The 15,253-nt window shown below is 57.2% G+C and carries 16 protein-coding genes; 8 read left to right on the plus strand and 8 right to left on the minus strand.

Annotated features, from left to right (window positions below; genetic code table 11):
* The first annotated feature begins 89 nt into the window (after positions 1-89).
* The 8 genes from flgE (at position 90) to flgL (ending at position 9,089) form a co-directional block, all read left to right on the plus strand.
* Positions 90-1,271 carry a flagellar hook protein FlgE gene (gene flgE, locus BLW01_RS10780; protein WP_092569555.1) on the plus strand — a complete coding sequence of 394 codons (1,182 nt, stop codon included), beginning with the start codon at positions 90-92 and terminating at the stop codon, positions 1,269-1,271.
* A gap of 12 nt (positions 1,272-1,283) precedes the next feature.
* Positions 1,284-2,039: a flagellar basal-body rod protein FlgF gene (flgF, locus tag BLW01_RS10785; RefSeq protein WP_092569556.1), complete on the plus strand. Its 756-nt coding sequence runs from the start codon at positions 1,284-1,286 to the stop codon at positions 2,037-2,039.
* Positions 2,040-2,066: 27 nt separating this feature from the next.
* Positions 2,067-2,849, plus strand: coding sequence for a flagellar basal-body rod protein FlgG (gene flgG, locus BLW01_RS10790; RefSeq protein ID WP_092569559.1), 783 nt, complete (start codon positions 2,067-2,069; stop codon positions 2,847-2,849).
* 73 nt (positions 2,850-2,922) lie between these two features.
* A complete protein-coding gene (locus BLW01_RS10795; RefSeq protein ID WP_373294130.1) occupies positions 2,923-3,555 on the plus strand; it encodes a flagellar basal body L-ring protein FlgH in 633 nt (210 codons plus the stop codon).
* Between the two features lie 54 nt (positions 3,556-3,609).
* Positions 3,610-4,737 (plus strand): flagellar basal body P-ring protein FlgI, encoded by a 1,128-nt coding sequence (locus tag BLW01_RS10800; RefSeq protein ID WP_175529820.1) that lies wholly within the window; start codon positions 3,610-3,612, stop codon positions 4,735-4,737.
* The gene (gene flgJ / locus BLW01_RS10805) at positions 4,737-5,807 is read left to right on the plus strand and encodes a flagellar assembly peptidoglycan hydrolase FlgJ (protein ID WP_092569563.1); all 1,071 of its coding nucleotides are present in this window, start codon (positions 4,737-4,739) and stop codon (positions 5,805-5,807) included. The genes BLW01_RS10800 and flgJ overlap by 1 nt, the downstream gene beginning before the upstream one ends.
* A gap of 87 nt (positions 5,808-5,894) precedes the next feature.
* A complete protein-coding gene (gene flgK, locus BLW01_RS10810) occupies positions 5,895-7,814 on the plus strand; it encodes a flagellar hook-associated protein FlgK (protein WP_092569565.1) in 1,920 nt (639 codons plus the stop codon).
* A 30-nt stretch (positions 7,815-7,844) separates the two neighbouring features.
* Positions 7,845-9,089, plus strand: a complete 1,245-nt coding sequence (gene flgL, locus BLW01_RS10815; protein WP_092569976.1) for a flagellar hook-associated protein FlgL — start codon at positions 7,845-7,847, stop codon at positions 9,087-9,089.
* 42 nt (positions 9,090-9,131) lie between these two features.
* On the opposite strand, the gene fliR is transcribed toward flgL, so the two are convergent.
* From fliR to BLW01_RS10855, 8 genes are all read right to left on the minus strand, one after another.
* The gene (gene fliR, locus BLW01_RS10820; protein WP_092569567.1) at positions 9,132-9,938 is read right to left on the minus strand and encodes a flagellar biosynthetic protein FliR; all 807 of its coding nucleotides are present in this window, start codon (positions 9,936-9,938) and stop codon (positions 9,132-9,134) included.
* Positions 9,939-9,942: 4 nt separating this feature from the next.
* Positions 9,943-10,212 (minus strand): flagellar biosynthesis protein FliQ, encoded by a 270-nt coding sequence (gene fliQ / locus BLW01_RS10825; protein ID WP_092569569.1) that lies wholly within the window; start codon positions 10,210-10,212, stop codon positions 9,943-9,945.
* A gap of 79 nt (positions 10,213-10,291) precedes the next feature.
* Complete coding sequence (fliP, locus tag BLW01_RS10830) at positions 10,292-11,011, minus strand: flagellar type III secretion system pore protein FliP (protein WP_092569978.1); 720 nt, start codon at positions 11,009-11,011, stop codon at positions 10,292-10,294.
* Between the two features lie 20 nt (positions 11,012-11,031).
* Positions 11,032-11,532, minus strand: coding sequence for a flagellar biosynthetic protein FliO (gene fliO, locus BLW01_RS10835; protein WP_092569571.1), 501 nt, complete (start codon positions 11,530-11,532; stop codon positions 11,032-11,034).
* Positions 11,529-12,038: a flagellar motor switch protein FliN gene (gene fliN / locus BLW01_RS10840; protein ID WP_092569573.1), complete on the minus strand. Its 510-nt coding sequence runs from the start codon at positions 12,036-12,038 to the stop codon at positions 11,529-11,531. Before fliN ends, fliO begins: the two co-directional genes overlap by 4 nt.
* Complete coding sequence (fliM, locus tag BLW01_RS10845) at positions 12,031-13,083, minus strand: flagellar motor switch protein FliM (protein ID WP_092569575.1); 1,053 nt, start codon at positions 13,081-13,083, stop codon at positions 12,031-12,033. The genes fliN and fliM overlap by 8 nt, the downstream gene beginning before the upstream one ends.
* 49 nt (positions 13,084-13,132) lie before the next feature.
* Positions 13,133-13,618: a flagellar basal body-associated protein FliL gene (gene fliL / locus BLW01_RS10850; RefSeq protein WP_229806407.1), complete on the minus strand. Its 486-nt coding sequence runs from the start codon at positions 13,616-13,618 to the stop codon at positions 13,133-13,135.
* Between the two features lie 221 nt (positions 13,619-13,839).
* Complete coding sequence (locus BLW01_RS10855; protein ID WP_092569579.1) at positions 13,840-15,210, minus strand: flagellar hook-length control protein FliK; 1,371 nt, start codon at positions 15,208-15,210, stop codon at positions 13,840-13,842.
* Positions 15,211-15,253: the final 43 nt, after the last annotated feature.

Here is a 15,253-nt window from a genome sequence, read left to right on the forward strand (position 1 = left end):
TCGTAACGGTACATACGCATCGCGGTAATTATCAAGGCGCATACCGGTACGCAAGCCGGTAGCACAAGCAAAAGCACAGGGAGCTGAACATGGGTTTTTCACAAGCGCTCAGCGGTATCAATGCCGCCGCCGATAACCTGGATGTGGTCGGTAACAATATCTCCAACTCGCAGACTGTCGGGTTCAAAAGCTCGAACACACAGTTCGCCGATGTCTATGCCGGCGCCGAAGTCGGTCTGGGTACTCGGGTTTCCGGCGTTATGCAGGACTTTTCCGATGGCACCCTGGAAAGCAGTGGCCGTGACCTCGATCTGGCGATCAGCGGCGACGGTTTTTTCCGCATGACACAGAACGATCAGGTCGTCTATTCCCGTAACGGCCAGCTCTCCATGACCTCCGACGGCTATCTGCAAAACGCCCAGGGCGCACGCTTGACGGGATACCCGGCAGGCGTCGGCGCGGGTGGACAGCCGGAAGAGTTGCAGGTTCCCTCCGATGCGCTGGAAGCGACAGCGACTACTGGCGTCGAGGCCAGCTTGAATCTGGATTCGGGATCTGAGGAGCTCACTGCGGGAGGTATTGATCCTAATGACTCTGATACTTATTCCTACTCAAACAGTGCCACGGTCTATGATTCGTTAGGTAACTCCCATGACGTGACCATGTATTTTGCCAAGGTCGCCGAGAATGAGTGGGAGATGCAACCCACTATCGATGGCGAATCAGCTGATACAGGTGGAGATACCTCATTGAGCTTCAATGACGATGGCACCTTGGATGGCAACGCCATTGGTAACTACACCTACGATCCGGGCAATGGTGCCGAAGAAATGGACTTCGATTTCGACTTTGCCGGCTCCACCCAGTTCGGCAACGATTTCGAGCTGAGCTCCCTCAACCAGGATGGTTACAGCTCCGGCAGCCTGGTCGGCACCACCATCGATGAGTCCGGTAATATCATCGGCAATTACTCCAATGAAGAGTCCCAGGTACTGGGCACCATCGCCATGGCCAATTTCCGCAATCCGGAAGGGCTCGACCCGGTAGGCGATAACGCCTGGGCCGAAACCAGTGAGTCCGGTCAGGCATTGCTGGGCCAGGCCGGTGAAGGGGTGTTCGGTTCGATCGAGTCCGGCACCATCGAAACCTCCAACGTGGACCTGAACGGCGAACTGGTCGACCTGATCATTGCCCAGCGCAACTATCAGGCCAACTCGCAAACCGTGAAGGTGCAGGACGAAGTGCTGCAGGGCACCGTCAACCTACGTTAATCGGGGGCTGAGATGGATCGCGTTCTCTATACCGCGATGAGCGGTGCCAAGCAGACCATGGATCAACAAGCCGTGGTCAGCAATAACCTGGCCAATGCTTCTACCACCGGATTTCGCGCCCAGATGTCCGCCATGCGTGCGGTTCCCGTCGAGGGGGAAGGCATGCCGACGCGGGTTTCCGTGGCGGCATCCACGCCGGTGGCCGATATGTCGTCGGGTCCGATGAATGCCACTGGCCGGGCACTGGACGTGGCGATTCAGGATGACGGCTGGCTGGCCGTGCAATCCGACGACGGCGGTGAAGCCTATACGCGTCGTGGTGATCTTCAGGTCGATGCAGATGGCCTCCTGACCAGTGGCGGGCGCCCCGTCATCGGTGAAAACGGTCCTATCGTCATCCCCCTCGGTGCGGATGTCAGCATTGGTGAAGATGGCACCATCAGTGCGCTCGAAGAGGGCCAGCCTCCGGATGCGATTGCCAATGTCGGTCGACTGAAACTGGTCGACCCCGAGGATCAATCGCTGGAACGTGGCGATGATGGCTTGTTCCGTCCGCTTCCTGATGATGAAGGCAATATCAATGCCTTGCCGCAGAATGAAGACGTGCGCATTGCGACCGGTACGCTCGAGGGCAGTAATGTCAGCCCGATCGAGACGATGGTAGCAATGATCGACAGTGCACGTCGGTATGACATGCAGATGAAGGGCATCGAAACCGCTGATGAAAATGCTCAGCGCGCCAATAACTTGCTCTCAATCAGCGGCTGACGCCGTGTACGCAGGGAAGATGCAATCATGATCAAATCATTATGGACCGCCAAGACCGGTCTGGAATCCCAGCAGGTTCAGATGGACGTAACGTCCAACAACCTGGCCAACGTGTCGACCAATGGCTTCAAAAGTTCCCGGGCGGTTTTCGAGGACCTTCTGTACCAGAACATGCGTCAGCCCGGGGCCCAATCCAATGCCCAGGATACGTTGCCGTCCGGCATGCAAGTGGGGACCGGGGTTCGTCCCGTGGCGACCGAACGTCTCCATACCCAGGGCAACCTGGAAAATACCGGCAATTCGCGTGATCTTGCCATCGAGGGTGACGGATTCTTCCAGGTCATGATGCCGGATGGAACGACCGCGTTTACGCGGGATGGCAGCTTCCAGCTGGATCAGAACGGCCAGCTCGTCACGGCCAATGGCTATCCGGTCGAGCCGGCTATCACGATCCCGGAAAATGCGCTTTCGGTGAATGTCAGCAAGGATGGCATCGTTTCCGTGACCGAGCCCGGTACGCCACAGGAGAATGAAGTCGGGCAGTTGACGCTTTCCTCATTCGTGAATCCGACGGGACTGGAAAGTATCGGTGAAAACTTGTACCGGGAAACCGAAGCCTCCGGGCCGCGTAATGACAACATCCCCGGCATGAATGGGGTGGGAACCATTGAGCAGGGCTATGTCGAGACATCCAATGTCAATGTCGTCGAGGAAATGGTCAGCATGATCCAGAACCAGCGTGCCTACGAGATCAATAGCAAGGCGGTTCAGACATCCGATGAGATGCTCGGCCGGTTGAGCCAGTTGTGATTCTGGCGGAGCGGTCATGATGCATAGACTGGTTTTATACCGTTATCTTCGTCTGTCATTCGCTCTCTTGCTGATGGTAGCGCTGGTCGGCTGTGCCCAGCTGCCGCGCCCGTCCGTGGTGGGGGAACAAGAGCAGATTGATATACCGGAACCCCAGGAAGGCCAGGCTAATGGCGCCATCTATCAGTCCAATGGCGGTTACCGGCCTCTCTTCGAGGATCGGCGCCCACGGGCCCCCGGGGATGTGCTGACGATCGTCGTCGATGAGGAAGTCAGCGCCAGCAAGGATTCGTCTTCCTCCGCCAACCGCAATGGGTCGAGTTCGCTGGGACTGGAACAGTTGCCGGATGCCCTGGATGCCCTGGCGGAATACGGCTATGAGCTGGAGGGCCAGAACGACTTCGAAGGGGGCGGTGGCTCCGAAGCGAGCAACTCCTTTACTGGGACCATGACCGTGACCGTGCTGGAAGTGATGAACAACGGCAATCTACGTGTTCGTGGCGAAAAACAGATCGCCATCAATCAGGGCGTTGAGTTCATTCGTTTTTCAGGTGTGGTCAACCCACGTTCCATCGATGGCAGCAACCGGGTTCCATCCACCGAAGTGGCGGATGCGCGTATCGAATATGTGGGAGATGGCTACATTGATGAAGCACAGCATATGGGCTGGTTGCAACGCTTCTTCCTCAATGTGTCGCCGTTCTGACCCGATGTCGATGTCCTTGACCCTGGCCCGTATCACCTCAAGAGTATGATTCAGATGATCTCGTATCGCCGTGCTTCTCGACCTTTGGCCCTGCTGTTGACCCTGACGACGCTGCTGTCGTTCAGTGCGCCTGCCTACAGCGAACGTTTGCGTGACCTGGCCAGTTTTGCGGGTGTCCGCAACAACGCGCTCGTGGGGTATGGCCTGGTCGTTGGTCTTGACGGGACCGGTGACCAGACCATGCAGACCCCCTTCACGGGGCAGAGCCTGGAGAACATGCTGTCGCAACTGGGTACCGATGTGCCGGAAGGCACCAATATGCAGGTCCGAAATGTCGCGTCGGTCATGGTGACGGCGGAATTACCGCCGTTCTCGCAGCAGGGGCAGGAACTGGATGTGGTGGTTTCTTCGGTCGGTAATGCCCGCAGCTTGCGTGGTGGCACGTTGTTGATGACTCCGCTCAAGGGGGCGGATGGTGAAATCTATGCCATGGCGCAAGGCAACCTGCATGTCGGGGGGGCCAGTGCCGAAGCGGCCGGCAGTAGTGTCGAGATCAACCAGCAGGCGGGTGGACGGATCAATGGCGGCGCGACGGTGGAGCGGGAAGTCCCGCTTCAAATGGCTGCCGAGGACGGGACCATGGAGTTGGAGCTGAATGAGGCCGACTTCGGGACAGCGCGCGATGTCGTTGAAGCGATCAATGGCGAATTCGATTCAACGGTTGCCAGTGCCGTCAATAGCCGGGTCATTCGCTTGCGGGCGCCGATGACCGAGAACGAACGGGTCAACTTCCTGGCGCGTGTCGAGAATCTGGATGTCGATCCCGGGGAAGGGCCGGCCAAGGTCGTGGTCAACTCACGGACGGGCTCGGTGGTGTTATCCAGTGCGGTGTCATTGCATCGTGCCGCTGTGGCTCATGGCAATCTCTCGGTCACGATCAGTCAGCGTTTCAATGCATCGCAGCCGAATCCCTTCGGGGAGGGGGAGACTGTCGTCACGCCCGAGGCCGATATCAATATCGAGCAACAGGAAGCGCCCCTGCAATACATGGATGATAGTGCCGATCTGGTCGATGTCGTCAACGCGCTCAATACATTGGGTGCGACACCGCAGGATCTCATCTCCATTCTACAAGCGCTGAAAGCGGCAGGGTCGCTGCGGGCTGAGCTGGAGATCATCTGATGACTATCGGCAATGATCTGAGCTCACAGTTTTCGCTGGATATGCAAGGTCTGGAGCGCATGAAGCAGAGTGCTCGGGATGCACCGCGACAGGAGATGGAGCAGGCCGCCAAGCAGTTCGAATCGATTCTGCTGCAGATGGTCATGAAAAGCATGCGTGACACGGTGCCTGAATCCGGCCTTTTAAGCAGCAAGCAGACGGAATTCTATACGCAGATGCTCGACCAGCAATGGTCGCAGCATCTGTCCGGCAAAGGACTCGGCGTGGCGGATCAGTTGGTCGAACAACTCGAGCAACGGGGCATGGTGCCTCCGGCCGACTCGGCAGACGGTGATGCCGAAAATGGTGGCGACGGTGATGATCTGATTGCCGGTATTCCTCGTGGTACCCCCCGAGTTCTGGGAATCGACGAGACGTCGGATCAAGAGCCATCCGCGACGGTGAGCAGTGAGTCACGACTTGCTGACGAACTGGATGTTCGGCCGGCTGCATCGCAAGCAGAGAGTCGCAATGAGTCTGTGGCAACGGAAACCGAGTCACACAAACAGGCCTTCCTCAATGATCTGAAAGCGCCGGCCCAGGCCGCGAGTGACGAAACCGGGGTGCCGGCCGACGTGATTCTGGCACAGGCCGCACTGGAAACTGGTTGGGGGCGTCGTGAGATCCCCACGGCTGACGGCGGCAACAGTCACAACCTGTTTGGTATCAAGGCCGGCAGCCAATGGGAGGGGAAAACCACCGATATCGCGACCACAGAGTATATCGACGGTCAGTCCCGCAGCGTGCGAGATCGCTTCCGTGTCTACGATGACTTCGAATCCGCCTTTACGGATTATGCGCGCTTGATAGGTGACAATCCGCGCTATGCCGGTGTATTGACGGCATCGTCACCTGAAGCGGCCGCCCGTGAGCTACAGCAGGCGGGATATGCGACGGATCCCGCCTATGCGGACAAGCTGATTGCCGTCATGAATGGCTTCGACAGCGGTGCGGAAGGCAATGACGAGACCACCACGACGGCCAGCCGGGCGTCTTTCTCCACCGAGCAGGTGCCTTCACGAATTTTCTGATTCAGTGGCCGCCATTTTGTATCGCCCCCCTCAAGTTTTTCGGTGATGGGTCGATAACCTGAGTAGTATCGCCTGGGGAAGGGAATCATGAGTATCTTTTCGATTGGGTTGAGTGGTCTGAATACGGCACAGCAAGCACTGTCGACCACCAGTAGCAACATCAGTAACGTCAATACCGAAGGTTACAATCGTCAGTTGACGCTGCTGGGAGAGAATGTCACCGGCGGTGGTGTCCAGGTCAACGATGTTCAGCGGCAATTCGATGAATTCGTGGCCGGCCAGCTCAATGAGGCCAAGAGTGCGTCCAGCGCATTGGAAGCTTATGAAGGCCAGATCAGTCAAGTGGATGACTTGTTGGCGGATCGTGAAGCCGGTTTGTCGCCATTGATCCAGGACTTCTTCTCATCGATGGAAGATCTGGCGGGATCGCCTTCCGACCCGGCGGCGCGTCAGGGAGTCATGGGGAATGCCGATACGCTGGCGGCGCAGTTCCGGTCGTTCGATAGCTATCTCAACGATATGCAGTCAGGTATCAATGGACGTATCGAGGATGCGGTCACGGAGTTGAACAACTCCGCCGAAGAGCTGGCCAGTCTTAACAAGGAAATCACTCTGGCCAGGGCCAAGAACGGTGAGGCACCCAACGGTCTGCTCAACCAGCGCGATCAGTTGATCTCCGATATCAGCGAGATTGCCGACGTGGACGTGGTCAAGCAGGACGGCGACACCTACAACCTCACGATCGGCAATGGGAAGTCTCTGGTCTCAGGCGATCGGGTCAACAAGCTCGAAACCATGAGTTCCAGCGCCGACCCCGAGCGTACGGTAGTGGGATATCGCGACTCCGGGGGCAATCTTCAGGAACTCGATTCGGAGACCTTCGAAGAGGGGGAACTGGGTGGCTTGCTGCGCTTTCGCAATGAGTCGCTCGACAAGGTACAGAATCAGATAGGGCAGTTGGCCATCAACATTGCCGCTGAATTCAACGATCAACAGCGTCAGGGCGTCGACCTCAACGGGGAACGGGGAGCAGACATGTTCTCCATGGCGGCTCCCAAGGCGATCGCTAACGACAACAACACCAGCGATGCCGGTATTGAGGCATCGTTTACCGATACGCGCCAGCTGACGACCGGCGATTATGAAATTCAGTATGACGGTGATGACTATAGCGTCACGCGCCTGGATACCGGAAAAGATGTCGCTTTCGAGGAGGATGGTAATGACCTCACCTTTGATGGCGTTCAAGTGTCGCTCGATCAGGAGCCGGACGCGGGGGATCGTTTTCAGGTGCAACCGACTCGTGATGCCGCCGGCGGTATCGAGAACCTGATCAACGAAGGCGCGGATATCGCCGCCGGCCAGTTGTTGGCCGTCGAACCCGGAGCGGGAAATCAGGGCGAGCTTGCCGTCGATGAGATTCGTACGGAAGCGGGGTATAACCTGCCTGACGACCCTCTTGAGATGACGGTGTCTGATACGGATGGCGATTCCTTTACCCTGGAGAATGCGTCCGATCCGGGTAATGACGCCTTGGGGACCGATGTCCTTGTCAATGGTGAAGCCGTAGCAGACACGACGAGTGTCGAGCTTGAATCCGGCGATACCCTGACCATTGACGGTGTCAGCATGACGCTGGATGGCATGCCGGAGGTCGATGACTCGCTCGTCATGGGACAGGCCGCATCCGGCAGTGGCGATAACCGCAATGCACTGGCGATGCAGAACCTTCAGGATGAAGATGTCGTTGGCAACCAGGCCAGTTTCAGTGAAGCCTACGCGTCGATGGTCAGCGACGTTGGCAATGACACCAATATCGCCCAGGTCAACCTGGATGCCCAGGAAGGGCTGACCGAACAACTCCGGGAGGTGCAGCAATCCGAATCCGGAGTCAACCTCGATGAGGAAGCTGCCAATCTGGTGCGTTACCAGCAGTTCTACCAGGCCAATGCCAAGGTCATCGAAACCGGCACGACCCTGATGGATACTATTCTCGGATTGCGCTGAGCCGAATAAGTCAAGGAGACGAAGGGCATGATGCGTATCAGTAGCGTGACCATGTTCGAACAGGGCATGTCATCCATGAATCGCCAGCAGAGCGAATTCATGCAGGTCGGTCAGCAGATCGCCAGTGGACGCAAGGTCGTCAATCCATCCGATGATCCCCAGGCGGCATCGCGAGCGGTTGGGGTATCGCAGTCCCTGGCCGTGACCGAGCAGTATGCCGATGCACGGGTGTCGGCACGCAACAGCCTCAGCCAGGAAGAGAGCGTCCTTGACAGTGTCAGCGATGCCATCAGCAGTGCCAAGACACTGATCGTGCAGGCCGGCAATGACACGCTCAGTGATGCCGACCGAGAATCCGTTTCCAGCGAATTGAAAGGCATTTATGAAACCCTGATCGGTCAAGCCAACAGCACCGACGGCAACGGACGCTACCTGTTCGGCGGCTACCAGGAATCGGATCCGCCCTATGTCAGCAGTGATGGTGAAGTGCGCTACGTCGGTGACGACCAGGTCAAGGAACAGCAGATCGATGCTTCGCGCAAGATGCCGTCCGGAGACAGTGGCGACGCGGTATTCAATAGTGTGCCGAACGGCGCGGGATACGTGGCGCGTGCCGATGACGGCAACATCGGTGATGTGACCTTCAAGGGTCCCAACCGCGTGGATGCGACGGCCGACGGCTACGGTGAAGCCTACGACGTTGAGTTCTACGAGGATGGTGGGGAGATGCGTGTCGAGGTTCTCGATGAAGCTGGCGATCCCATGGAGCTCAACGAAACCGGGGATACGAGCCTCGCGTATTCGAGCCTCGAAAATGGTGATGTGCCGCTGTCGTTCGCAGGCCTGGAAATGACATTCAAGGGAGACGCTCCCGGAGACGGTGACAGCTTCCATGTCGCACCGGCGGAAGAGGGTAATACCAACTTGTTCAGGAGCATGGAAGACGCCATCGCGGCATTGGAAAACGAGAATCAGACGCCGGCCGATGATGCCGCCTTGCGTAATACCTTGTCGAGCGTCAGCCGCGAGTTGGATAACAGCCTCGACAATGTGTTGACGGTTCGTGCTTCCGTCGGGGCGCGCATCAATGAGCTCGATGTCGTCGATGCTGTCGGTGACAATCGGACATTGAGCTACGAGAACAACATGTCCGAGCTCGTGGATCTCGACTACGCCGAAGCGATATCCGAGTACAGCCTGGCGCAAGTCGGACTTCAGGCATCACAGAAAGCGTTTGCCGACATCAATAGTCTGTCGTTGTTCGATCAGATCTGAGTAGTACAGGATAACGCGGGACATGGCAGGGAAGGGCTCCGTTTATCGGGGCCCTTGACCGTTCAGGGGTGCCATGGTGTCCAGCATGTCTCTCAGGAAGAAGAGCGTCTCACTGAAAAGCCCTTCGAGAAAGCGTTGATAGTCGGTCATCAAGACCATCAACAGAATGACGCCTACCGTCAGTGACATGGGAAAGCCGATGTTGAATACCGTCAGCTGTGGTGCGGCGCGATTGAGAATTCCCAGAGACAGATTGATGATCAGCAGGGCGCCGACCAGAGGGATGGCAAGCAGCATGCCTGACAGGAAAATGGTCGATCCGAATCGGGCGATCATCTCGAAGGCACCGGCATCGAAGCGTCCCATGCCGATCGGTAAGGTATCGAACGAGGTGGCTAGAATTTCGATGACGATGAGGTGGCCGTTCAGCGCCAGGAACATCAGCAGGGCGATCATGTAGAAGATACGGGACAGGACCATGGAGTTGGCCCCGGTATCAGGCGAAAAGAAGGTGGCAAAGGCTAGGCCCATCTGCAGCCCGATGAACTCGCCGGCCGCTTGAACGGCGGCGAACATGACACGCATCACGATACCGATCGATACACCGATGACGACCTGTTCGACCATGATGCCCAGCCCTGCCCAGGACATGATCGGTATCTCCGGCATGGAGGGCAGGGTCGGAGCGATGACGATGGCAAGCAACGCACCGAGCCCAATTTTGGCCTGATTCGGGACGCTGCTGTGCCCCCATAGCGGTGAGGCCATGAAGAATGCCGTAATGCGCGTAAATGGCCACAAGAAGGCGACCAGCCATGCCTGCAATTGTGCGAAGGTCACCTCGACCATGGCACTAGCTGATCATCGTGGGAATATTGGTGAACAGTTCCCGCGTGAAATCCGTGATCACTTTCAGTAGCCACGGACCCGCCACGGTGAGAGCGGCGAACACACCGATCATCTTGGGTATGAAGGACAGCGTCATCTCGTTGATCTGAGTCGCGGCCTGGAACAGGCTGACCAACAAACCGATGGCGAGGGCTGTGAGAAGCAGTGGAGCCGCGAGAAATAGCGTGACACGCATGCCTTGATACGCCATGCCCATAACCATTTCCGGTGACATTGTCGGACCTCCTCGGCGCGTTGCGCCTACCTGGTATCCGCGCGTAGCGATAGCGGATCATATATTGTCGTTAACGGGGTCATAAATAAAAGCTTTCCGCCAATGAGCCCACCAGCAACTGCCAGCCATCGACCAGAACGAACAGCATCAACTTGAATGGCAGTGAAATTGTCGCCGGCGGTACCATCATCATGCCCAGGGACATCAAGACACTGGCGACGACCAGGTCGATGATCAAAAAAGGAATGAAGATGGTGAAGCCGATCTGAAAGGCGGTTTTCAGTTCGCTGGTAACGAACGAGGGGAGAAGCACTTGCAAGGGGACATCCTCGGGGCCTTGCATCTCGCCGGTATCGGACAGACGTGCGAAAAGCGCGAGATCCGGCTCCCGTGTCTGAGCCAGCATGAACTCCCGGAATGGCTGCACTCCGCGCTCCAGGAAGGTGTCAAAGTTGATCTCGTCATTGGAGAGTGGCTGCCAGGCGACCTCATAGACTTCAGCGAACACCGGCGACATGATGAACAGCGTCATGAAGAGCGCCAATCCCAGAATGACCTGATTGGGGGGCGTGGATTGCGTGCCCATGGCGGTTCGCAGCAAGCTCAGGACGATGATGATCCGTGTGAAACTCGTCATCATCAACAGCATTGCCGGCAAGAATGCCATGGCACTGAGAAGCAACAGGGTCTGAAGCTGGATGGACCACTGTTGACCGCCGTCTTCCGTGGGTTGGCTGACGATCCCGGGAATTTCCTGAGCCATGCCATGTGCCGGCAATAGCATGAGCAGTGCCGGCATCAGGATCGAGAATAGCGGCTTCACCGTTGACCTCGTGAATTCCGTGATGACAGTCGCTCGCGAGTCGTGTCGCGCATCGCTCGTGCGAAACGGGAGGCAAAACCGTCATTGCCGTGTTCTCCCCCGGAGGCGTCGGGGGCGTCGTGGAGGTCTGCAGTGGGGGCCGGTAGGTCGTGAAGCTTGTTGACCTGCCCATTGCCAACACCCAAGACCAGCCAGGTATCCTCGACAGCAACAATGACGACCCGCTCTTTTTGACCGACACCGACGCTACCCACGACCTGCAAGTGACGCCCACCGATATGACGGTGGCCGCCGAACCGCTTGAGCAAATAGCTGCATAACAGAATCAAGGCGATGACCAGTGCCAGGACGGCAGCCGTCTTGCCCAGTGCCGCCATGCTCAGCAATGCATCGCTACCCGATGCGACCGATTCCCAGTCGTTGGCAGAAAGTGCGTCGACCCCACTGGTATCGACGCTGGGTTGGCTCCCTTGTGATGCGGTGGACGGTTCGCTCATCGGTTGAGTTTCTGGACACGCTCGGATGGGGTGATGATCTCGGTGATACGAATGCCGTATTTGTCATCGACGACGACGACCTCGCCCTGGGCGATCAGGTAACCATTGATCAATATATCCATGGGCTCACCGGCCAGCCCATCGAGTTCAATGACGGACCCCTGGGCCAGTTCCAGCAATTGCTTGATCGTGATGCGTGTCCGGCCGAGCTCGACAGTCAGCTTGACCGGGATATCCATGATCATTTCCAGATCACGCATGCCGCTGTTGCCGGAATCCTTGTCCAGTGGTTTGAAAACCTGGTCGCCGGCGGCTTGAGATGGTTGTGGAGTTTCTTCCTGAGGCGCGTCCTGCTCAGATGCCTGTTCAGCGGCCTCTTGTTCGGCAAGCGCCGCTGCCCAGGGATCCTCCTCGCCACTATCGGCCCCTTGTTCCGCCATGGCGTCTGCCCAATCATCGTCCAGGTTGGGTTCGTCTTGGTTTTCGGGGTTTTTGGGATCAGTCATTGTCAGATTCCTTGGCTTGCGGCGTCGACTGTTTGACGAAGGTGTCCTGCTTGGCATGATGACCCGGTGCGTGGTCGATCAGCTGCTTGACTCGCAGAGCACGTTGCTCATTCTGGCTGCCGTAGTCGCAGTGCATGACAGGTACGCCATCGACGTTGGCTGTCACGTTTTCCGGCAGATCGATGGGAAGTACGTCCCCGACCTTGAGCGACATGACCTCACCGAGGGTCGAGGGGATGTCGACGAAATTCGCAATCAACTCGACATTGGATTGCTTGATTTCACCGGCCATGCGCTGTCCCCACTGACGGTCCTCCTCGGGATGACTGTCGGTAAGTGGGCCGGTCAACTGGTCGCGCAGTGGCTCGATCATCGAATACGGCATGCAGACCTGGAAGTAGCTGCTGAGATTGCCTACTTCCAGGTGGAACGTGCTGTTGACGACGATCTCGTTCGGTGAATTGGTAATATTGGCGAATTTGATCTGCATTTCCGAACGCACATACTCGATTTCGAGCGGATAGACGGACGTCCAGGCTTCCTGATAGCCGTCGATGGCAAGCTTGAGCATGCGCTGGATAATGCGCTGTTCGGTATGGGTGAATTCCCGTCCTTCCGATTTGGTCAGGAAGCGTCCATCGCCGCCAAAGAGGTTATCGACCACCATGAAAACCAGATTGGGCGGAAACAGCACAACCGCGGAGCCTCGTAGCGGTTTCATCGCAATCAGGTTAATGTTGGTCGGCACGGGAACATTACGTGCGAAATCGCTATAGCTCTGGTATCGCACGGTATCCACCGTGATATCGGCACTGCGCCGCAACAGGTTGAAGAGGCTCATGCGGAAGTGGCGAGCGAAGCGCTCGTTAATGATATCCAACGCATGGAGTCGCTCGCGGATCACCCGGTGTTGCGTGGCAGGATCATAAGGCTTGATCCGAGAATCATCACCCTGGTCGGCGGCAGGGGCCGATTCTTCTTCGCCACTCACTCCCTTGAGGAGGGCGTCGATTTCATCCTGCGATAGCAGATCGTCTTGGGACATAGCGCTAGAGCACTTCCGTAGTCTTGGCCCGCCAGTCGTCGTATGACGTTTACTGGACGATGAATTCGGTATACAACACGTCGTCGATGGTCAGTGGCTCATCACTTCCCGCGATGGGACGGTCAAAGAGACTGATGATCTGGTCAGTCAGCGCATCTTTGCCTTCTGAAGATGTCAGTTCTTCAGCATTCTGGCTGGACATCAGTAGCAGAAGCCGACTGCGGACTTGCGGCATGTTTTCTTCAAGTGTCTCTTTCGTCGATTCGTCAGTCACCTGCAGTGACAGCCCGACATACAACAGACGCTGGTCGTATTCATCGCTTTGCAGATTGACCGTAAACGGTTCGATCTTCACATAGCTGGGCTTGGGTGTGGGCTGCTCCGTCTCTTGCTGCGTCTGCTGCTCACCCGTATCGCCACCACCGTCATCCAGAAGATAGTAGACGGCTGCCGAGCTTCCCATGGATAGAAAAATGATCAGCAGGCCCAGTATCCACCAGGGTTTGCGTGTTCCGCTGCTACGTTGCTTTGCCATTACCTTCGCCATTTTGCTTTCGGTCGGCCTCCAATCGGCCCTTGCGGTGTCGATCTGGAGGCAGTGAAAATTATGGCGATAGCCAAGCCATCGCCATGGTTTGAAAAAGCCGGACTATCACGCTTATCTTCACGCTTTGCGATGATTGTAACCGGCTCTGCTAGGGTTATCGGCGGATATTGGCAAGAATGTAGGCTAGTGCCACCGGCCCATGGTTGAATTCACGCATACAGATCGACTCGACCATTCAAGCTTGTGTTGATGTCGGTCGAAGCGGGTATGAGACCGGTCTGCTGCTCATCGAGGACCGATCCGCTGCTCCCTCCCGGTATGGCAACCCGGTTCCCTGAACCCTCGTCGCTAAACCCGGCTTGTTGCTGCTGACCTTGGGGATGTTCCCCGACCATGGCTTCACCGAGTGATATTCCTTGCTCTTCCAGAGCCTCACGCAACTGTGGTATGGCCTGTTCTACTGCCTGTCGCACCTGTGCATGGGAGGAGAGGAATTGCGCCTGGGCGCCCTGATCACCCACCTTCAGGCTGACCGAAAGCGGCCCCAACTCAGGTGGGTTGAGCTTCAGGTCGACCTGCTGATCCCCCTGACGTGACATGTTGATCATCTGCTGTCCCAATTGCTGCTGCCAGGCCTGGCTGGAGATAGGTTGCGTCAATGTGGGAGTGGGCATGGCGGTAGCCGACGTGGACGTCGCTCCGGATGTCATGCCCTGGGCCGGTGAAGAGAGAGAGGTCAAGCCGGCTTGAAGATCAGCATGGCGAGGAGAGTCGTCTCCTTTGGATAATAGTGGGTTGTCCCGGAGACCGACATCCTTCCATAGAGCCTCGGCTTCCCCCTGGCCGGATTGGGTCATCACGGTCATGGCCGATGCTTGCGTATTGGGCTGCTGAGACAGTTGAGCCTGAGCCAGGGCATGGCGACTGGTCAGCAGTTCCTGGGACAACAGTTGGCTCTGGTTACCGTTGCCATTCTGCGAAGAGGCATTAGCCAAACCGTCACCGGTCAGCCTGGTGGGGCTTGGGGATGGCTGGCCCTCGACGGTAGCTTGGGCATTACGACCGAAAACTCCGGTATCCGCAATGCTGGCGGCAATCTGGTTGAGCTGACCGGCATCATCGATTTGGGATAACTGCTGCTGGATGGCGGCGAACGCTTCATCGTTGGACAGTTTGTCCAGGTCGATCCCTTGTTCGATCATGAGATCGCCGAGTGGCATGCCTTCATCCAATAATGCGTCATCGTTCAGTTTCTTGACGAAGGCATCAGGACCCAGTTGATCCGCGTCGAGCAGGGTGGCCAGCTTGTCAGCCAAGCTGTCTATCGTGTCGTCAGATAGCCCATCTGGGTCGGCCAGCTGCTGCATGATCTGCGTCAGAGAAAGGGATGCTCCCTTGTCACCATCGACTTGTGTTGCCAGAGGCATATCGACCTCATCGCCAGCCTTGCCTTCTCGCTGACGGCTGACGTGTTCCAGTTGACGGGCGAATGCATCCATGTCGCCTCCGGCATCCCGTGATTGCCCTGATGCCGATGCAGAGGGTTTGCCGGTTGCGGCCAATAATGTCGTAATATCCATGTGGCCTCCTCATTCAGGTAACGGCACACGCCGTTTCCTGGCT

Origin of the sequence: Aidingimonas halophila (genome assembly GCF_900106955.1) — a bacterium.
Taxonomy (GTDB): domain Bacteria; phylum Pseudomonadota; class Gammaproteobacteria; order Pseudomonadales; family Halomonadaceae; genus Aidingimonas; species Aidingimonas halophila.